This is a genomic window from Micromonospora inositola, assembly GCF_900090285.1.
GTDB lineage: Bacteria > Actinomycetota > Actinomycetes > Mycobacteriales > Micromonosporaceae > Micromonospora > Micromonospora inositola.
Genome location: NZ_LT607754.1, coordinates 6,642,520 through 6,661,769, shown reverse-complemented (window position 1 = coordinate 6,661,769; position 19,250 = coordinate 6,642,520). Strand labels below are relative to the sequence as shown.

At 67.5% G+C, this 19,250-nt stretch carries 20 protein-coding genes; 18 read left to right on the top strand and 2 right to left on the bottom strand.

Translation table 11 applies throughout. The annotated features are described in order from the left end of the window. Window positions 1-116 precede the first annotated feature (116 nt). The gene (locus GA0070613_RS31640; protein ID WP_231929607.1) at window positions 117-494 is read left to right on the top strand and encodes a type I restriction-modification system subunit M N-terminal domain-containing protein; all 378 of its coding nucleotides are present in this window, start codon (window positions 117-119) and stop codon (window positions 492-494) included. Between the two features lie 43 nt (window positions 495-537). After that, complete coding sequence (locus GA0070613_RS31635) at window positions 538-1,317, top strand: transposase family protein (protein WP_089015619.1); 780 nt, start codon at window positions 538-540, stop codon at window positions 1,315-1,317. Window positions 1,318-1,406: 89 nt separating this feature from the next. Here the strand turns inward: GA0070613_RS31635 and GA0070613_RS31630 are convergent, their stop codons facing one another. After that, entirely contained in the window at window positions 1,407-2,327 is a 921-nt protein-coding gene (locus tag GA0070613_RS31630; RefSeq protein ID WP_089015618.1) for a transposase family protein, read from the bottom strand. A gap of 696 nt (window positions 2,328-3,023) precedes the next feature. Between GA0070613_RS31630 and GA0070613_RS31625 the strand changes: the two genes are divergently transcribed. Continuing rightward, entirely contained in the window at window positions 3,024-3,221 is a 198-nt protein-coding gene (locus GA0070613_RS31625; RefSeq protein ID WP_089015617.1) for a hypothetical protein, read from the top strand. A 150-nt stretch (window positions 3,222-3,371) separates the two neighbouring features. Here GA0070613_RS31625 and GA0070613_RS31620 read toward each other — a convergent pair whose 3' ends face one another. Continuing rightward, on the bottom strand, window positions 3,372-4,625 hold the full coding sequence (locus GA0070613_RS31620; RefSeq protein WP_089015616.1) for an NAD(P)/FAD-dependent oxidoreductase: 1,254 nt from the start codon (window positions 4,623-4,625) through the stop codon (window positions 3,372-3,374). 158 nt (window positions 4,626-4,783) lie between these two features. On the opposite strand from GA0070613_RS31620, the gene GA0070613_RS31615 reads away from it, so the two are divergent. The 15 genes from GA0070613_RS31615 (at window position 4,784) to dmpG (ending at window position 19,228) form a co-directional block, all read left to right on the top strand. Beyond that, entirely contained in the window at window positions 4,784-5,605 is an 822-nt protein-coding gene (locus tag GA0070613_RS31615) for an IclR family transcriptional regulator (protein WP_172875937.1), read from the top strand. A 160-nt stretch (window positions 5,606-5,765) separates the two neighbouring features. Next, window positions 5,766-6,941 carry an ABC transporter substrate-binding protein gene (locus tag GA0070613_RS31610; RefSeq protein WP_089015614.1) on the top strand — a complete coding sequence of 392 codons (1,176 nt, stop codon included), beginning with the start codon at window positions 5,766-5,768 and terminating at the stop codon, window positions 6,939-6,941. A gap of 70 nt (window positions 6,942-7,011) precedes the next feature. After that, window positions 7,012-7,881: a branched-chain amino acid ABC transporter permease gene (locus GA0070613_RS31605; protein ID WP_089015613.1), complete on the top strand. Its 870-nt coding sequence runs from the start codon at window positions 7,012-7,014 to the stop codon at window positions 7,879-7,881. After that, window positions 7,878-9,605, top strand: coding sequence for a branched-chain amino acid ABC transporter ATP-binding protein/permease (locus GA0070613_RS31600; protein WP_089015612.1), 1,728 nt, complete (start codon window positions 7,878-7,880; stop codon window positions 9,603-9,605). The genes GA0070613_RS31605 and GA0070613_RS31600 overlap by 4 nt, the downstream gene beginning before the upstream one ends. Further along, the gene (locus GA0070613_RS31595; RefSeq protein WP_089015611.1) at window positions 9,602-10,303 is read left to right on the top strand and encodes an ABC transporter ATP-binding protein; all 702 of its coding nucleotides are present in this window, start codon (window positions 9,602-9,604) and stop codon (window positions 10,301-10,303) included. The genes GA0070613_RS31600 and GA0070613_RS31595 overlap by 4 nt, the downstream gene beginning before the upstream one ends. Beyond that, window positions 10,300-11,142 (top strand): amidohydrolase family protein, encoded by an 843-nt coding sequence (locus tag GA0070613_RS31590; RefSeq protein WP_157746627.1) that lies wholly within the window; start codon window positions 10,300-10,302, stop codon window positions 11,140-11,142. The genes GA0070613_RS31595 and GA0070613_RS31590 overlap by 4 nt, the downstream gene beginning before the upstream one ends. 7 nt (window positions 11,143-11,149) lie before the next feature. Further along, window positions 11,150-11,665 carry a 3-phenylpropionate/cinnamic acid dioxygenase subunit beta gene (locus GA0070613_RS31585; RefSeq protein ID WP_089015609.1) on the top strand — a complete coding sequence of 172 codons (516 nt, stop codon included), beginning with the start codon at window positions 11,150-11,152 and terminating at the stop codon, window positions 11,663-11,665. Window positions 11,666-11,712: 47 nt separating this feature from the next. Next, entirely contained in the window at window positions 11,713-13,134 is a 1,422-nt protein-coding gene (locus GA0070613_RS31580; RefSeq protein ID WP_089015608.1) for an aromatic ring-hydroxylating oxygenase subunit alpha, read from the top strand. Then, on the top strand, window positions 13,101-13,829 hold the full coding sequence (locus GA0070613_RS31575) for an SDR family oxidoreductase (protein ID WP_157746626.1): 729 nt from the start codon (window positions 13,101-13,103) through the stop codon (window positions 13,827-13,829). Before GA0070613_RS31580 ends, GA0070613_RS31575 begins: the two co-directional genes overlap by 34 nt. Before the next feature lie 51 nt (window positions 13,830-13,880). Then, window positions 13,881-15,113, top strand: a complete 1,233-nt coding sequence (locus GA0070613_RS31570; protein WP_089015606.1) for an NAD(P)/FAD-dependent oxidoreductase — start codon at window positions 13,881-13,883, stop codon at window positions 15,111-15,113. A 64-nt stretch (window positions 15,114-15,177) separates the two neighbouring features. Beyond that, window positions 15,178-15,378 (top strand): ferredoxin, encoded by a 201-nt coding sequence (locus GA0070613_RS31565; protein ID WP_089015605.1) that lies wholly within the window; start codon window positions 15,178-15,180, stop codon window positions 15,376-15,378. Beyond that, window positions 15,375-16,259, top strand: coding sequence for an alpha/beta fold hydrolase (locus GA0070613_RS31560; protein WP_089015604.1), 885 nt, complete (start codon window positions 15,375-15,377; stop codon window positions 16,257-16,259). Before GA0070613_RS31565 ends, GA0070613_RS31560 begins: the two co-directional genes overlap by 4 nt. 76 nt (window positions 16,260-16,335) lie before the next feature. Then, window positions 16,336-17,295: a 3-carboxyethylcatechol 2,3-dioxygenase gene (locus GA0070613_RS31555; protein WP_089016314.1), complete on the top strand. Its 960-nt coding sequence runs from the start codon at window positions 16,336-16,338 to the stop codon at window positions 17,293-17,295. Further along, entirely contained in the window at window positions 17,283-18,218 is a 936-nt protein-coding gene (locus tag GA0070613_RS31550) for an acetaldehyde dehydrogenase (acetylating) (protein WP_089015603.1), read from the top strand. The genes GA0070613_RS31555 and GA0070613_RS31550 overlap by 13 nt, the downstream gene beginning before the upstream one ends. Next, window positions 18,215-19,228: a 4-hydroxy-2-oxovalerate aldolase gene (dmpG, locus tag GA0070613_RS31545; protein ID WP_089015602.1), complete on the top strand. Its 1,014-nt coding sequence runs from the start codon at window positions 18,215-18,217 to the stop codon at window positions 19,226-19,228. The genes GA0070613_RS31550 and dmpG overlap by 4 nt, the downstream gene beginning before the upstream one ends. The last annotated feature ends 22 nt before the right edge of the window (window positions 19,229-19,250 follow it).

The following is a 19,250-nucleotide window of genomic DNA, read 5'->3' as shown; positions in this document are numbered from 1 at the left end:
GGACCCGCCGCGCGTGGACACCGGTCGTAGACTGTGCGACGCCTGTTCGGATGGCGCGCGCGGGCTCGCGCTGGGCGTCCAACATCTATCGTCGAGTGAGCCTCGTAAGGAGCCTTGTGAGCACCCTCGGTAGTTTCATCTGGTCGATCGCCGACCAGCTTCGGGGTCCCTACCGCCCCAACCAGTACGGCAACGTGATCCTCCCGCTCACGATCCTGCGCCGCCTCGACTGCATCCTCGAGCCGGACCGGGAGACGGTCCGGGAGTTGGCGGCGAAGTACGACAACCCGAACCGGCTCAGGATCGAGGTCAAGAAGGCGACCGGCCGGCCGTTCTACAACACCTCGAACTACTCGTTCGCCAACCTACTGGCTGACGCCGATGGGCTGGCGGACAACCTAGCCGACTACATCGACCGGTTCTCGCCCGATGTCGACGTGTTCCAGTACTTCGACTTTAAGAAGGAGATCCTCGCCCTAAGGGATGTCTCGTAACCCCGGTGTCTGTCTTGTGAGGACGATCGTTCAAGGTGCCTGGGTGCAGGTGATCACCGCAGCTCGCCCGGCATGGATCTTCCCGTTCACCGGGCTGCAGCCCGCCCAGTTCCGCAGGCTGGTCCGCCTGGTCGCCAAGCGTGGCGGTGACGCGATCGCTGACGGCCGGCCGGGCCGGCAGTGGGCCCTGGACCTGCCCGACCGGGTGCTCTTGGTCGCGGCGTACTGGCGCACCAACCTGACCATGCGCCAGATCGGCCCGCTGTTCGGGGTGTCGCACTCCGCAGCGCACCGGGTCATCGACACCCTCGGTCCGCTGCTCGCGCTCGCGCCGGTGCGCCGGCGACCGGTGGACCAGATCGCCATCGTCGACGGCACCCTGGTCCCGACCCGGGACCACCGCCTGGCCGCCCGGGGCAAGAACTACCGCTACTCGACCAACCTGCAGGTCGCCATCGACGCCAGCACCCGCCTCGTCATCGCCGTCGGCGACCCACAACCGGGCAACCGCAACGACACGATCGTCTACCGCACCAGCGGCATCGAGGAGAAACTCAACGGGCGACCCGTCATGGCCGACGGCGGCTACCGCGGTAACCCCGAGGTGATCATCCCGTACCGCAAGCCCTCCGACGGCACGGACCTGCCGGACTGGAAGGAAGCCCTGAACGTCGAACACAGGACCGTCCGAGCAGGGGTCGAACACGCCCTGGCCAGGATGAAGTGCTTCAAGATCCTGCGCGACTACCGACGCGCCGCCCACACATTGACCGATGCCGCTTCCGGCATCGCCAACCTCCACAACATCATCCTCGCTGGCTGACCGCCGGTCCGGCAAAGGGCAACACCTTCACCCAGTTACGAGACGTCCCTTACGACCTGGGGATCAATTGTGGTGGGTGTTGGGGTTGGTCATCGGGCTGCGGCGCGGTCGCTGGCCAGGCCCGCTACGGCTCGGATGACCTCTGGTAGGACGTCGCGGCGGCCGGTGAAGCGTTGCAGGGTGCGCCACCATTTGATCGCGGCGATGGCGTGTTCGGCGGGGATACGTTGCGAGGACTGGGCTTTGCGGGCTGCTTCGTAGGCGGCGACCTTGTCGGGTGGGGCGTCTTTCTTCGGTTTCAGCGGTGGGGCGATGACCTGGTCGGGGTGGTCCTTGGCCAGTCCGCGGTAGCCGGCGTCGACCAGGAACTTCACGTCGGGGTAGGCGTCGAGGAGGTCGTCGATGCCTTCGGTACGCACGGCGGTTTGGTCGTGTTGTCGGCCTGGACGGATCGCGCCGGCCCACATCGGCCTGCCGTGGGCGTCGGAGGCGACGGTGGCTTTGATCGTGTTCTGCTTCTTCTTGCCGGACACGAACGCCCGCCGGCCGGGCTGGTTGGCGTTCGGGCGGCGGACCTGAATCTCGGTGCCGTCCAAGCGGACGGTGAGTCCTTCGGCGGCGGCGTAGGCGAGGAGGTCGGCCAGAGTGTGCAGTCGTTGCCCGGACGGGGTGGCGAAGCCTCGGCCCGCCAGCAGTGGCCGGACCTGGCGTATCGCGTTGGAGACGGTGGAGCGGTCCACGCTGTAGAGCAGGGCCAGGGCCTGGTGGGGCAGGGCCAGGCGGAGCCAGGCCAGGGTCAGCAGCAGTCGGTCGCGCAGGGTCAGGGTTTCGGGGTGTCCGGCGCCGGGCCAGCGGTGGCGGTCCCGGCCGCCACGTCGGCGGTGCAGCCGTCCTTCCCTCGCGGCGGCGGACGGTTCGGCCAGTTCGGTGACGAGCCGGTCCAGGTGGTTGCGGGAGATGCCGGTGAAGACAGAATGGGACAGGGCCGCACGGGCCTTCTTGATCGTCACAAATCAGCAGACCGTGCGGCCCGCCATCATCTCGATCAAGCCGACACGCCGGGTCACATCAACACACCACTATTGATCCCCAGGTCGTTAGCCACCGACGACGCTCGACGCGCCGCGGTCAGAAGCCAGGCGTACGCACTTCTCGGAGCCGGTGAAAACCCGGACTACTGGCCGACCCGAGTCCTGCAACAACTCGGTGACGCACTGAAGGAGGACGTTGGACTCCTGGTCGCGCAGGGGTGGGCACTCAGGTCGTTCGCGGCAATCCTCTGGGCGCGGCACGGCAACCCGCCGCAAGCCGGGGAACGGCTCGCCGCCGACAATGACGTCCGCGTCCGACGAGCCCTTGCCAAGGCGCTCGCCAGCGTCAAGGTTGCGGACTTTCAGTTCTCTGCGCGCGACCGGCTGGCCCAGGACCCCTGCTACAGCGTCCGCTCCGCACTGGGCACCGGGCCAAGACGATAGTCCGAGTAGCGTGACCGCACGCAGCGCTTGACTGCCGGTCTTCGGCCGGGTTGCTCCGCGCCCTCGCGGCCGCCGTCCGCACCGTCGGCGCTGGCCGCCGCCACACCGCCCTCGACCACCGCCTCACCCGCCTGTGACACCGGCCGTTGAGACCGGTTCGCGCGAGTATGGCGTGGGTCAAAGACCTGTAGGCCACGTCCCGGTCCGGGTGGGTTGCATACCGTCGTAAACGTGAACGTGCTGCTGCGCGGCGGGCCGGGTGACGGCCAGGCGGTGCCCGGCGGCGGGGAGACCGTCGTATGGCAGGCCTGTCTGTACGAGATCACGCCCGAGTTCGGCCGCCGGCACGGACGCGACCTGCGCGTGTACCGGCACCGCCCCGACTGCTGTGAGCCGTACGGCCGAGGTGCCGAGGACCGCTGCGAGTGACCTGCCCGTCCGGATGCCCGCAGACATCCCATGAGCTTTGGAGTCAAGCTGCGGCGTCTTGGTGGTGCTCTTCGTGGTGTGGCCACTTGGATCATCACGTACCGACACGTCGTGCGACTTTGTTAGGACCTCTAAGTCATCCTTCCAGGGTCACCAGGCGATGGCGTCGAGGGCCGAGGCCCAGGAGGAGGCACCGCGGACGGCTCTCCTGACAGCGACCATCTGGTGGCGTGCGTCGATGGCCACGACCCCGAGCACATCGTTGCCCTTCCGGTACAGGGCAACGAGAGACGCCGCCTGCGGCGTGCCCCATACGAAGTCCAGGTCGCAGCCTGCAGGTGGCTCACCAACGACCTCGAGGCGGAAGCCGAACTGATCAGACCAGTAGTAGGGGATGTTGTCGAACGGTGTAGCGTCCGGGCCGGCCATGATGTTGTGGGCCACGTGCTCGGCTTGGGCGACGGCGTTGGTCCAGTGCTCCAGACGTCTGCCTCGTTCACCCGGCGGCCCCCAACGGGTGACGTCACCGGCGGCGAAAACGCCCTCGTGCGCCTGCAGCGTCTCGTCGCAGACGAGTCCGTCGTCCAGTTGCAGTCCCGACGCCTGCAGCCATCCCGTCGTCGGGGTGACTCCCACTCCGACGACGACAGCGTCCGCGGCGAGGGACTCGCCGTTCGCCAGACGCACCTCGGTGCTGATGCCGCCGTCGGCTGCGGAGTCGACCATGATCTCGCGTACGGTCGCGTTCGAACGCAGGTTGATACCGGCCTGCCGGTGCCTGCATGCGAGTACGTGACCCATCTCCGAGTGCAGGACCGCGCTCATGGGTGCTTCGCCGGAGTCGATCAGGGTCACGTGGGCGCCGAGGCCCAGGCTCGTTGAGGCGACCTCGGATCCGATGAACCCGGAACCGACGACGGTGACGTCGGTCGGTCGGCCGTCGGGGCGGGGCAGCAACACGTCGGACAGCCTCCGGCCGTCCTCGATGGTGCGCAGGGTGTGCACACTCGGTGGCCGACTGGTCTCGGTCAGACCAGCGATCAGTCGTGGCCGTGCACCGGTCGCGATGACCAGCGCGTCGTAGGCGAGCCGTTCGCCGTCGTCCAGCTCGACGTAGCGGGCGCAGAGGTCCACGTTGACTGCCGTACGACCGAGCGCCAGGGCCAGATCGAGGGCGTCGAGCTCCAGCAGCGTCGCCAGCCAGATGCTGCTCTCGTCGCTGGTGCGCGCAAGATAGTGCTTTGACAGCGGTGGCCGGTTGTAGGGCAGGTGTGGCTCCTCGCCGACCAGGTGCAGCGAACCCCGGAAGCCGAACTCGCGCAGAGCCTGGGCCGTGCGGTAGCCGGCCAAGGACGCGCCGACGATGACGACGGCGTTCAGCGATCGGTCATGTCGACGCGTCATATGTGTTACCGCTCCGGGCCGGTGGACGTTTTCGAGGTCGATCGCACGCAGGCTACCTGCCGCACGCGTGACCGTCGCAGAGGCAGTCCACGGAAGCCCAAGGTTCCGGCGACGCTCCGTAGTCTATGCTGCTCCCCCGGGCAGTCAGGAGGTCGCCAGTGCCGGATCAGGCAGACCGTATGGCGCCAGCGCCGTACGGCACGCGCGTGGACGATCGCGCTGAGCCGCTGGGTTCCGTCGAGAAGGCCCTGATAGTCCTGGATGCCTTTCGAACCGGCTACCCCGTCATCGGCCTGAGTGAGATCGCGCGGCGGACCGGTCTGGCCAAGACCACAGCCCTGCGCCTGCTGACCTCCCTGGAGGAGTCCGGCTACCTCAAGCGGGTTGGTACCCAGTATCGACTTGACTGGCGGGTGCTCGAACTCGGGCGGGGTGCCATGCACTGCGAGCCCGGCGGCCTGCGCGACATCGCGCTACCCTACCTCAGCGAGCTCCATGTGGAGTCCGGTTCGACCGTCAACCTCGCGGTGCTGGACGGTCCTGACGTCCTCTACCTGATTCGTATCCATCGCGGCGGCTCCATGAAGCTGCCGGGTGGCATCGGCGCCCGCGTGCCCGCCACGTGCACGGCACTCGGCAAGGCGATTCTGGCCTTCCGGCCCGCGGAGACGGTCCAGACGGTCGTTGCAAATGGGATGAGCGCATTGACCAAGCACTCACTGACCACGCCCGGACTGCTCGCTGCGCAGTTGGCCAGGGTGCGCGAGGAGGGCCTCGCGTTCGAGCGGGAGGAGTCGGCCGTCGGCGTCGTATGCATCGCGGCCCCGATCCTGCATCGTGGGACGGCAGTGGCGGCGATCTCGGTGTCCGGCCGGGCCGAGCGCCCAGCAGCTCGCTCCCTGGACGGGCTCATCCGCAAGGCTGCGGCTTCGACGGCCAGCGACTATGCCGTCGCGTTGGGGCGTTACCGGCGCGCGTAGCGTCCGCCATCACGCTCATACGTCGTTCGGTCCGCTCAGCGGACCGATTGGTTTGCATGCGAAATATGAGCTTGCTCAAATGGCGCCCTGCCAGTGTGGTTTCTGCCACGCGGCAACCCGGCCGTGATGACCGGTCGGGGGCTGCCATCGAGGAGTGAGGATGAGCAAAGCGGTGCGTTTCACGGTCGGTTTAGCAGCGGCGGCCACGCTGCTAGCTGGCTGTGGCAACACGGGCAACATAGCGGGAGGAGGCGGCGGCGACCGGTACAAGCTGGGCGCCATGTTCGCCCTGACCGGCCCCTCGGCAAGTATCGGGCAGGATTTCCGCAAGGGCGTCGAGATGGCCGTCAAGGAGATCAACGACGCGGGCGGCATCAAAGGCGCGAAGATCGACCTGCGGCTCGAGGACGGCAAGGGCACCGCCGAGGGTGGTGTGGCGGCCATGAACAAGTTCGCGAACCTTGACAAGACCCCCTATGTGATCACCTCCACCTCGGCGCAGAGCCTCGCGGCGCAGCCGATCGCGGCCCAGCGCAAGACCGTGCTGGTCAACGTCGGCGGCAGCAGCCCTGACCTGCTCAACCTGCCGTTCCTGTACAACGACGCGGTCAACATCAACGCGATGGGGCCGGCGCTCGCCGATCACCTGTACCAGAAGGGCTACCGCAAGCTCGCCTTTATCGGCACCGCGGACCCGTTCGGCGAGGGCAGCGTCAACACAATGACCCCGACCTGGAAGAAGCTGGGCGGCACCGTCGTGGAGAACCAGTCGGTCAAGGCATCCGACACCGACTACAGCGCTCAGCTGCTGAAGGTCCGACAGGCCGGTCCGGACATCGTCATCGCGACCGCCATCGGCCAGACCCTTGGCCAGATCGTCCAGCAGGCCAAGGCGGCGGGCATCAACGCCCCGATGGCGGGTCCGCTGGCGACGGCCGGTCTGACGTCCGTGGGGGGCAAGGCCGCCGAGGGCTTCGAGGACATCAGCATGTCGGTGGTCGACCCGACGAAGGCTCCCGGAACGAACGCGGCGAAGTTCGCGACCGCTTTCAAAGCACAGTACAACGAGGACCCGTCCTGGATCCCGGGTGCCGGGTACGAGGCCGTGTACCTCTACAAGGCGCTCGTCGAGAACGCCCTGGCGCAGGGCAAGAACGCGCGTGACGGCGCGGTGCTGCAGAACCTCATCCAGAACGCCACGTTCCCGGACTACATGCTCGGTGGTAGTGAGGTCAAGTTCCTTCCCGACCACTCGGTGGGCCGGGCGGTCACTCTTCGCGAGGTCAAGGACGGCAAGTTCGTCGTGACCCAGACGATCCAGGCCGGCCAGAAGTGACGTCGCCGTCCACGCGGCTGCGCAGCGGTGCTGCGCAGCCGCAAGGCGCGGTTCAGAGGGGAGGCGCCGCATGAGCGACGTGCTGAACCCCCTGTTGCTGGGTGTGGCTCTGGGCTCGCTGTACGCCCTGTTCGGCGTCAGCTTCTCGCTCATCTACACCCCGTCCGGCGTCTTCCACCTCGCCCACGGCGCGGTCTTCATCCTTGCCGTGTACACGATCTACGGCCTGACCGTCAACGCCGGGCTGCCGTGGTACCTCGGTCTACTCGGCGCGCTGGTACTGGCGGCCGCGTACGGCGTGCTGATCGAACTGGCGGTCTACCGGGTGTTGCGTCGGCGCAACGCCTCACACCTGATCGTGTTCATCGCTTCCACGAGCGTGCTGGTGTTGACGCAGGGCGTGCTGTCGATCGCCTTCGGCACCGGACATATCGGGCTGCCCCTCCAGGCGAAGTCACTGTCGGACAAACTGTCGCTGACGAACGCGCAACTGGCGTCCGTGGTCGTGACATGGACGCTGATCGTGCCGCTCGCGGTGGTGCTCAAGCGGTCGGTGTGGGGCACCACCATCCGCGCGGTCGGCAACTCGGTCGAGGCGGCTCGCCGGCGCGGAATCAACGTGCCGCGCGTCTACCTCGCCTGCTTCGCGATCGGCTCCGCACTGCTCGCGCCAGCGGCGTTCCTCCAGACCTGGTCGGTGGGGGCCACACCCACTGTCGGCCTGCACGTGGCGCTCATCGCGACCGCGGTCACGCTCATCGGGGGCAAGCGCGGTGTCTGGAGCACCGCCGTCGTCGGCGTGGCGCTCGGGGTCGTCCAGGCGCTGTCGCTGTTGGTTTTCCCATCCGGTTGGCAGGAAGGCGTCACGTTCCTGGTGCTCTTCCTGGTGGTCGTGGTGACCGGACTCGCACAGGCTCGAAAGCTGGGACATCTGCGATGACCGAATACGTCGCACAGATCTGCACGCTCGCCGCCATCTACGCGCTGCTCGCGGTCGGTTACTCCGTCCTGATCGGCTCGACCGGGGTCTTCTCGGCAGCCCACGCCGCATTCTACGGCTTCGGCGCCTACGCCGGTGCCTATTCGGCAATGCACTGGCACCTGGCGTTCCCCCTGGACCTGCTCGCCGGGGCGGCTGTCGCGGGAGTCGTCGCGGTCATCGTCTCGCTGCCGATGGCCCGGCTCGTACAGGAACAGGTGCTCGTCGCGTCCCTGGCCCTCCAGTTGGTGTTCTTCAGCCTCTTCAGCAACTGGAAGCCGGTCACCGGCGGCGCCGGGGGCCTGTACGGTATCGAGCGACCGACGCTGTTCGGCTATCAGCTCGCCGACACGATCCCGTTCGCGATGCTCACCGTGCTCTGCGTCGCCGTGCTGATCGGTGTGCTGGCGCTGGTGCTACGGCGACGGTCCTGGCTACTGCTGCGCGCGGTGCGCGACGATGCTCTGCTGGCGAAGTCATTCGGGGTGTCGATCGCCCCGCCACGGCTGCTGGCGTGGATTCTCGCCGGCGCGGCGGCGGGCGGCGCGGGAGCGCTGTTTTCTCGGTTCTTCGGTTACCTTTCGCCTGGGTCATTCGACGTCAGCCAGACCCTGCTCATCCTGACGATGGTCGTGGTCGGTGGGCTGGGCAGCATCCGTGGCGTACTGCTCGGAACAGCGCTGCTGACGATCGTGCCTGAGCTGCTGAGCTTCATTCCGGCGACCTCGGCTGCGGCCGACCAGATCGGGCCGATCATCTACAGCGTCGTGCTGCTGGTCGTCGTCATGTTCCGCCCAAAGGGCCTGCTGCCGGAGACGAATCTGCGGCTACGGCAGCGCACGCTGCAAGGCGGCTCCGCCGAGGCTCCCGCAGGCGTCGTCGACAACGCTTCGCGGGCACCGGCGGAGGTGTCGGCCGAGCCGGCTTCGACCGACGGTGAGTCGCTGCGCCTGACCGAAATCCGAAAGCGGTTCGGGGGTCTGGAGGTCCTGCGCGGGCTCGACCTCACCCTCAGGCCGAACGAGATCACCGCCGTCCTCGGGCCGAACGGCGCGGGCAAGACCACGCTGTTCAACGTGCTCACCGGCGTCGTGCCCGCCGACTCCGGTTCGGTTTGGTGGAACGGGCAGGACGTGACGTCAGCCTCGCCGAGCGACCTCGCGCGGCTGGGAATGGCGCGTTCGTTCCAAGACGGCCGGCTTTTCTCGAGCATGACGGTCTACGAGCACATGCTCATGGCGGCGCACACCCAGTCGCAGACCGGCCCGGCGCTGTTCGCGGCCTCGTCCAGCCCGGTGCTCGACGCGCGCATCGTCGAGGCGCTGCGCGCCGTCGGTTTGGCCGACCAGGCCAATGTGAAGGCGGCTTCCCTGTCGTACGGAGAACAGAAGACGCTGCTCATCGCCGAGATGCTGCTCTGGGATCCGAAGGTCGTGCTGCTGGACGAAGTCGTGGCCGGCCTGGACCACCGGGCCGTGGACGAGATCGCGGCCAAGCTGCGTGGGATGCGCAGCGAGCACCGCATCATCTGCCTGGTTGAGCACAACCTGGACTTCGTCTGGAAGGTCGCGGACCGCGTGATCCTCATGGGCGAGGGGCGCATCGTCGCCGACGACTCACCCGACGGCATCCGCGCCGACCCACTGGCCCTCGAGACCTACTTCGGGAAGGCGATGCTGGCATGACCATCGCGATCGAGAAACTCGCCGCGAGCTACCGGCAGGGTCAGCACGTGCTCGCCGACATCGACCTGACGGTCGACGCCGGACGGATGGTGCTCGTGCTCGGCCACAACGGTGCGGGCAAGACGACCTTGCTGAACTGCGTCTACGGCATCCACAACCTCTCGGGCGGGCGCGTCACCCTGGACGGCCAGCCGCTGGCCGCCGGCACCCAGAGCCGGACGGAGCACGGCATCGCCTTCATCCCGTCCGAGCACGCCTGTTTCATGGGCCTGACGGTGACGGAGAACCTGCTGGTCGCGGCTTCGGCGGTCCGGAGTGACAAGACCGCGAGGGCGCAGGCGATCGAGAACGCCTTCAGCAACTTCCCCGCGCTCAAGGACAAGCGGGCCGCGCTGGCGGGATCGCTGAGCGGTGGGCAGCGCCGAATGCTCGCCGTCGGCATGGCCATCGCGCAGCAGCCCCGCTACCTGCTGATGGACGAGCCGTCGTTGGGTCTCGCCCCCCGAATCGTGGAGGACCTCTACGAGAGCATCGCCAAGCTGCGGGTCGAGATGAACCTCGGCGTCGTCGTGGTCGAGCAGAGCGTCAATCCGACGCTGCTACGCGCTGACGCCGTCCACGTCATTCGGACCGGCCGACAGGTCTTCTCCGGCACCGGTGAGGACTTCGCGCGACAGGATCTGTGGGAGCTTCTGTGAACACCAAGACGATCACATTCGAGGTTCCGGAACTCGTCTTTGACGTCCACCAGCACGTCGGTGCGATCGCCGTCGCCGAGGAGCATGGCGGCAGCGCCAGCGACCTGGACACCCGCATCGGCATGATGAAGGAAGCCGGGATCGATTTCGGCTGCTTGTCGCCGAGCCTGCAGTACGAGCGGCCCAACGGCTGGCGGGACACCGTCGACCTGAACGACCGCATCGCCGCGTACCGCAGGCAGCGCGCGGATGTCTTCCCGGTCGCCTTCGGCGCGGTTGATCTGGTCGCCGGCACGGCGAACGCGGTAGCCGAGGCCCGACGGCTCGGTGCCGAGCTGGGGCTGGCGGGCATCAACTGGCATCACCGCTATCAGGGGTTGATGGCGGATGACCGGCGTATGCACGCCGTCCTCGACGTCTGCGCCGAGCTGGGGCTCGTCGCGGCCGTCCACCTATTCGCCGACTCGACGATGGAGAACCCGGACGCGCTGGAGCGACTGGCTACCGCGCACCCGGAGGTGACCTTCCTTGGGCTGGACGCGCTCAGCGGCTTCGCCCAGTCGCGAGCGCTGCACCTCACGCTTGAGCGCTGCCCGAACGTCCTCATCGACACGGCCGGCTGCTTCGGCCTGGCCCGGGTCATCGACTCGGTCGTGGCGAGCTTCGGTGCCGAGCGGGTCCTGTTCGGCACCGACCTGTACACCACGCCGCGCATGTGGAACTACCCAGTCGGCCTGATGGAGGTGAGCTCCTCCAAGGACCTCACCGACGCCGACAAAGCGCAGATCACGTACGGGAACGCCGCGCGGCTTTTCCGCCTGACGGAGAAGGAGGGATGACGAAGCCATGGACGCCGAACGCATGAGGCTGCTGCGGCAGGTCGAGGAGTGGTTCTACCTCGAGGCCGACCTGCTCGACGATCGCCGGTTCTCCGAGTGGCTGGAGTTGCTGCACGACGACCTCGAGTACTCGATGCCGTTGCGCCGCAACGTCCACTCGCAGGACGGTAGCCGTGACTTCACCCGCCCCGGACAGGACATCCTGTGGTTCGACGAGGGCAAGGAGACCCTGACCAAGCGCGTTTACCAACTGCAGACCGGCGAGCACTGGGCCGAGGAGCCCGTCTCGCGGGTCTCGCACCTGGTCACGAACATCCGCCTGGTGGACGTCACCGCCGATGTGGTCGAAGTCAGCTGCCGATTCCTGGTGTACCGCAACCGGATGGACGTCGAGTCGGACACCTTGATCGGCCGGCGTAGAGACACGCTTGTCCGCCACGGTGACGGCTGGTTGCTGCGCAAGCGGCTCATCCTGTTGGACCAGAGCGTCCTGCTGGCCAAGAACCTGACCGTCTTCTTCTGACCCTCCTCGCAACTGAAGTAGCTATCTCCTTTCGGAAAGTGGTGGCAATGAAACCCTCTGCAGGCGCGCGGGACCGTGAGCCACTCGAACTCTCCGCGCTGGTCGACGTCGACGCCGGCACGATCAGCCGCGAGATCTTCATCAACGAGCAGATCTTCCGGGCCGAAATGGACAACCTCTTCGCGCGGGCATGGTTGTTCATCGGCCACGAGTCGCAGATCCCGGAGCCGGGCGACTACTTCGCCTCGCGTATGGGCTCCGACCCGGTGCTGCTGACGCGCGACAGCGAGGGTGAGATCCACGTCCTGCTGAACTCCTGCCGGCACCGCGGCATGAAGGTCTGCCGGTACGACTCGGGAAACACTTTGCAGTTCACCTGCCCCTACCACGGTTGGTCCTACTCCGTGGACGGCGAGCTCGTGTCCACACCGGGCGAGCTGTTCGGCGTACCGCAGTTCCACAACGCCTACGGCGGCAAGCTGCGCCGTGAGAACTGGGGCCTGGTGCGAGTCAGCCGCACCGTGAACTACAAGGGCCTGATCTTCGCCACCTGGGACGACGACGCCCCTGCGTTCGAGGACTACGTCGGCGGCTTCATGCTGTGGATCGACAACCTGGCCGACACCCTCGCCGGCGTGCCGGCGGGGACCGAGGCATTCGGCGGCGTACTCAAGTGGCGGGTCAAGGCGAACTGGAAGTTCGTCGCGGAGAACTTCCTCGGTGACATGTACCACGCGGCGACCACCCACGCCAGTGTCGAGGCGGCCGGCATCGGCCCGGCGGGTGCCAACTCCAGCCGGCACGGCACCAGCCCTGAGGCGCTGGCCAAGCGACGCGCCATACAGCACTCGACGTCGTTCTACCTGCTCGGTCACGGCGCGACGGACTCCGCGATCGAGCAGCGGGTACCGCCCACGTTCGCCGATCACCCGGAGCTGACGGAGTACTTCGCCGACCTGTTCGCGAAGAAGGTTGAGATCCGCAAGGCCAATGGGCAGCACGTGGGCGGCCACGGTCCGGCGACCCTGTTCCCGTCGATGTCCTTCCATTCGCTCGGCTTCCCGCGCACCATCCTGGTCGCGCACCCCATCTCCCCGAACGAGACGGAGCTGTGGCGCTGGTTCATCGTCGACAAGGACGCGCGACCCGACGCCCGTGATTGGCTGCGTGGCTACTACATGCGCTACTCCGGTCCCGCAGGTCTCACCGAGCAGGACGACATGGAGAACTGGGACTACGCCACGGACGCCAGCCGGGGAGCCGTCGCACGCCGCTACGACTACAACTACGCGCAGGGCCTCGGGCACAGCCAGGACGGCCCGATCGAGGGCACTGTCGAGTCGGTGCACTGGTCGACGGAGGAGAACGCGCGCAACTTCTACCGTCGTTGGCTGCGTTTCGCCGAAGGCCAGAGCTGGGCGAGCCTGATGGATCCGTGCTCGGTGAAGAAGCCGGACGTCGTGGCGTGAACGACACGGGTCAGAGGTCGGCGATCGTCACAGGCGGTGGCGCCGGCATCGGCGCCGCCGTCGTCGCGAGCCTGCTCGAGCGCGGCTACGCCGTAACAGCGATCGACCTGCATTTCGACAGAAAGCATGACGATCCCCGGTTTCTGCCGGTGGAGGCTGATGCTCGCGACGAGGGGCGGTGCCGCGAACTTGTGTCGTCAACGCCCGATCTGCGGTTGCTCGTCAACTGTGCCGCCATCCGTCCGGAAGCTCCCGTCCTGGACCAGACCGTCGAGGGCTTCCGGGCCGCTGTCGACGTCAATCTGACCGCGGCGTTCGTGCTGCTTCAGGCTGCCGCCTCGGCGATGGACGCCGGTGGGTCGATCGTGAACGTCTGCTCGGCTGCGGCGTACGGGAAGCGGCACCTGGCCGCGTATGGCGCGTCCAAGGCCGGCCTGGTCACGTTGACGAAGGTCGCCGCGCTGGAGCTTGCCGAGCATGGCATCCGGGTCAACGCGGTCTTGCCGGGCACGACGGATACGCCCATGCTTCAGCAGGTGCGCCGTCCTTCGTCGTCCGGAGGCAGGTCACCCAGGAACGTCACCCAGCTCGTTCTGAAGCCGGCCGAGGTGGCGTCTTCTGTCGTGCGCGTCGCCGAGGACCCGATGCTCTCGGGCGCGGTCGTCCCGGTCGGCCTGCTGCCGTACGAGTGGTGAGCCGACCGTGCGAGCGACACCACCCCAGATCTGCGCCTCGAAGGGGAGAACATGCAGAACGTCGTGATCGTCGGCGCGTCGTTGGCCGGCACGCGCGCGGCGGAGCAGCTGCGCTCGGACGGGTTCGACGGCGCGGTCGTCCTGCTCAGTGATGAGCAGGAGTGCGCGTACGACCGCCCACCCCTGTCCAAGCAGTACCTGCAGGGGCAGTTCACGCGTGACGAGATCAGCCTCCTGACCGAAGACGAGCTGCGCGGACTGGACATCGACGTTCGGCTCGGTTGCCGCGCGATCGGCCTTGATGCGGCTGGCCGGATTCTCCACGTCGCCGGTGGCGAGTCCATCCCGTTCGACGGGTGCATCGTGGCCACGGGGGCGCGGCCGCGTCTCCTGCCCGGCCTGTCCGAACCGCTCGACCGTCACATCCACGTCCTGCGCACCGCGGCGGACGCCGCGCGGCTTCGCGCCGTGCTCGGTCCGGGTGTGCGCCTCGGTATCGTCGGCGGCGGCTTCATCGGCTGTGAGGTGGCCTCCACAGCGGCCGTGCTCGGGGCCGCTGTCACCGTGCTCGAGCGCGACCCGCTGCCGATGTCCAGGGTGCTCGGTGACCTCGTCGGCCGACAGCTTGCCGACATGCAGCGCAGTCACCAGGTGGAGCTGCATTCCGAGGCAGCGGTCAAGGACATCAGGATCGGGGACGGCAGGGACGGCGCTGTCGAGATCCACCTCATGGACGGCTCGCGGCTGTCCTTCGACCACGTCCTGGTATCGGTCGGCGCTCAGCCCAACGTCGAGTGGCTCGAATCGTCCGGCCTGCGGATCGAGGATGGTCTGGTCTGCGACGAGAAGCTCTTTGTCACCGACCACGTCGTGGCAGCCGGCGACGTCGCGAGGATCGAGGACACGAACGGGTCGCTGCAGCGGCGCATCGAGCACTGGACCAACGCGGCGGCCCAGGGCGAGGTGGCCGCCGCCGGCCTGCTCGCCGGCCGAACCTCGGCTCGCCCCTTCCGGGCGGTCCCGTACGTGTGGTCCGACCAGTTCGGCGCCCGCCTGGAGATCGTCGGTTCGCCGCTCGGCACGGACGAGGTGAGCGAGGTCTGGAGCTCCTCCGACCACAATCGGCGGCTGTACGCGTACCGCAGGGGCGAGAGCGTCACTGCCCTGGTCGGCTTCAACGCCGTCGAGTGTCTGGTCAGGATTCGGCGGAACCTCGTCGGCGAGGCGCACATCACCGACGCGGCGCTGCGCGAACTCGAGACCAACCTGCCGTTGGCCAGCTGAAAGTCAGCGTGACCGAGCCCGACGACTACCCACCCGGCATCCGTCCGAACTGGAGTGACCCGCAATGCACATCAAGGCCGACCTGGGCAAGTGCCTGGCGTACGCCAACTGCGTCGCCGCCGCGCCCGACGTCTACGACCTGGAGGGGTCGTTCGTCAAGGTCCTCGAGCCCAACCCGAGCCCGGAGCACCAGGCGGCAGCGCGCCGCGGTGCCCGCCAGTGCCCGGTGAAGGCTCTCACCATCGAAGAGGAGACCGTGAAGTGACCGAGCAGCAGACTGCGGAGCGTCCGTACACCAGTGTGTGGGCGGACCTCAACCAGGTGGAGTTCAGCCAGGGCTTCCTGCAGGCCGGCCCGTACCGGACACGGTATCTGCACGCCGGCGACGAGTCGAAGCCGTTGCTGCTGATGATGCACGGCATCACCGGGCACGCCGAGGCGTACGTGCGCAACCTTGCCGCCCACGGCGAGCACTTCAACACCTACGCCATCGACTTCATCGGGCACGGCTACTCGACGCACCCCAAGCACCCGCTCGAGATCCCGCACTACATCGACCAGGTCAACCACGTCCTGGACGTGCTCGGCGCCGACACCGCGTACCTCAGCGGTGAGTCGCTGGGTGGATGGGTCAGCGCCCGGTTCGCGCAGCTGTACCCCGACCGGGTGGAGCGGATCGCGCTCAACACGATGGGCGGCACTATGGCGAACCCGAAGGTCATGGAGCGGCTCTACACGCTCTCGATGCAGGCGGCAGTGGACCCGAGCTGGGAGCGAGTGAAGGCGCGGCTGGAGTGGCTGATGGCCGACCCGTCGATGGTGACCGACGACCTCATTCGGACCCGGCAGATGATCTTCCAGCAGCCGGACTGGAAAGGGGCCTGCGAGGCCAACATGGCGCTGCAGGACCTGGAGACCCGCAAACGGAACATGCTGACCGACGACGACCTGCGCGCGATCAAGGCGGAGGCGCTCGTCATCTGGACGACGAGGGACCCGTCAGGCCCGGTCGACGAAGGTCGCCGCATCGCCGATCTGATCCCCAACGGTCGGCTCGTCGTCATCGAGAACGCCGGCCACTGGCCGCAGTACGAGCAGACCGAGGAGTTCAACCGCGTCCATCTGGACTTCCTGCTCGGCCGCTGAGCATCACAGCCGCTGGGAGCCGGCGCCCCTCACGCCGGCGGCCCCGGTGGCCGATCGATGAGAATTGGAGTTCGTCATGCCGGTTGCGCTGGTGTGCATGTCGCACAGCCCGTTGCTGCGCTTCGCGGAGCCGCCCGCCGAGGTCAGAGCTGCGGTGGACGATGCCTTCGGGCGCGTCCGGGAGTTCGTCGCCGACTACGACCCGACGCTCGTCGTGTCGTTCGCCCCGGACCACTACAACGGCTTCTTCTACGAGCTCATGCCCCCGTTCTGCGTCGGATACGAGGCGGAGTCCGTCGGCGACTACGGCACCCAACTGGCCACGCTCGACGTCGCGACGGACGTGGCGGAGCGGCTCGCTGCGCACGTGATGGGCCATGACATAGACATGGCGATTTCGCGCCGCATGCGCGTCGACCACGGGGCGGTGCAGCCGCTGGAGGTCCTGTTCGGCGGCATCACCGCGAAAAGGGTCGTCCCGGTCTTCGTCAACGGCGTGGCGCGTCCGTTCACCTCGATGCGTCGAATCGGGCAGATGGGCGCTGCGGTCGGCGACTTCGTACGGGGCCTTGACGAACGGGTGTTAGTGATCGGGTCGGGCGGCCTGTCGCATGACCCGCCGGTGCCGCAGTGGGCCACCGCCAACCCCGCGCAGCGGGAGATGCTGCTGAGCCTTACCGAGCCGACGAACGAAGCGCGTAGGGCGCGTGAGCAGCGGGTCATCGACGCGGCGAAGCGGTTCGCTGCGGGAGAGGCCGACATCATGGACCTCAATCCGTCGTGGGACGAGGCGTTCATGGACCTGCTGGCCTCCGGTCAGCTGGAGAAGATCGACGGTTACCAGCCGGCCGAGATGGCCGCCGAGGCGGGAAACTCCGCCCACGAGGTACGAACGTGGGTCGCAGCCTTCAACGCCCTGGCGGCGAGCGGACCGTACGAGGTCATCGACCGGTTCTACCGACCCATCCCGGAGTTCATCGCGGGCTTCGGCGTCATGACGGCTCGCGTCGCAGGAGTAGAGACATGTCCAAGGTAAAGGTCGCCATCATCGGCTCCGGAAACATCGGCACCGATCTGATGATCAAGATTTTGCGGCTGTCGGAAACGCTGGAGGTCGGCGCCTTCGTAGGCATCGACCCGAAATCTGACGGCCTGGCGCGGGCCGCTCGGCTCGGCGTGCCGGTCGTCACGACCGGAGTACGTGGCCTGCTCGACCATCCCGATTTCGGCGACATTCGAGTGGCCTTCGACGCGACCTCCGCCGCGGCTCATCTGGCCAACGACGCTGCGCTGCGTGACACCGACATCAAGATCGTCGACCTGACCCCGGCGGCAGTCGGCCCGTACGTGGTTCCGCCGGTCAACCTGGACGAGCACCTCGGCCAACGGAACGTGAACATGGTGACCTGCGGCGGCCAGGCGACCATCCCGATCGTCGCGGCGATCGCCTCGGTGGCCACGACACGTTACGCCGAGATCGTCGCCTCGATCTCGTCGAGGTCGGCCGGGCCTGGGACCCGGGCGAACATCGACGAATTCACGGAGACCACGTCGCGGGCGATCGAGCAGGTGGCCGGGGTACGGCGGGGCAAAGCGATCATCGTGCTGAATCCAGCCGAACCACCGCTGATCATGCGAGACACCGTCTTCTGCATTGTCGACGACTGCGACCGCGACGCGGTTACGTCGGCGGTCCTCGCCATGGAGGAGAAGGTCAAGGCATATGTTCCCGGGTATCGACTCAAGCAGGATGTCCAGTTCCGCAGAATCACCGCGCGGAGTCCGGAATCCGATCTCATCCCGGAAGCGCCCCGAGGGGAGCGCTGGGTCGTGAGCGTGTTCCTCGAGGTCGAAGGGGCAGGGCACTACCTGCCGCCGTACGCGGGCAATCTCGATATCATGACCTCGGCCGCCCGGCAGGTCGGCGAGCGTCTGGGAGCGGCGGTGGCCGCCCGATGAGCGCGCGCGTATACATCCAGGACGTCACGCTTCGCGATGGCATGCACGCCATTCGGCATCGGTACACCCTTGACCACGTTCGCACAATCGCTGCCGCGCTCGACGCCGCAGGCGTCGCCGCGATCGAGATCTCGCACGGGGACGGCCTCGCCGGCAGCAGCCTCAACTACGGCCCCGGTGCGCACACCGACTGGGAGTGGATCGAGGCCGCTGCCGAGGTGGTGGAGCACGCCACTCTCACCGGTCTTCTCCTTCCGGGCATCGGCACCGTTCACGAGTTGAAGAAGGCCTGGGACTACGGCGTCCGTTCGATCCGGATCGCCACCCACTGCACCGAGGCCGACATCGCCAACCAGCACATCGCCGCGGCGCGGGAACTGGGCATGGACGTATCCGGCTTCCTGATGATGTCGCACATGGCGCCGCCCGAGGTGCTCGCGGCACAGGCCAAAATCATGGAGGCGGCAGGCGCCCACTGCGTCTACGTGACCGACTCCGGCGGTCGGCTGACCATGGATGGTGTCCGCGAACGCGTACGCGTCTACCGTGACGTGCTCGACCCAGGTACCCAGATCGGTATCCATGCCCACCACAACCTGGGCCTCGGCGTGGCCAACTCCGTCGTCGCCGTCGAAGAGGGAGTGTTCCGCGTCGACGCCTCGCTCGCAGGCCAGGGGGCGGGGGCGGGTAACTGCCCGATCGAAGCCTTCATCGCCGTCGCGGACCTGCAGGGCTGGGAACACAACTGCCACCTCTTCGCGCTCATGGACGCGGCTGACGAAATCGTCCGTCCGCTGCAGGACCGCCCGGTACGGGTGGACCGCGAAACGCTGACACTGGGCTATGCCGGCGTCTACTCCAGCTTCCTTCGCCACGCGGAAGCCGCCGCCGCCGAGTACGGTCTCGATACGCGCAGCATCCTCGTCGAGGTCGGCCGCCGGAAGATGGTCGGTGGCCAGGAGGACATGATCGTCGACGTGGCACTCGACCTACGACGAGATGGCCGCTGACGGCCGACCGCGCCGCAAGCCC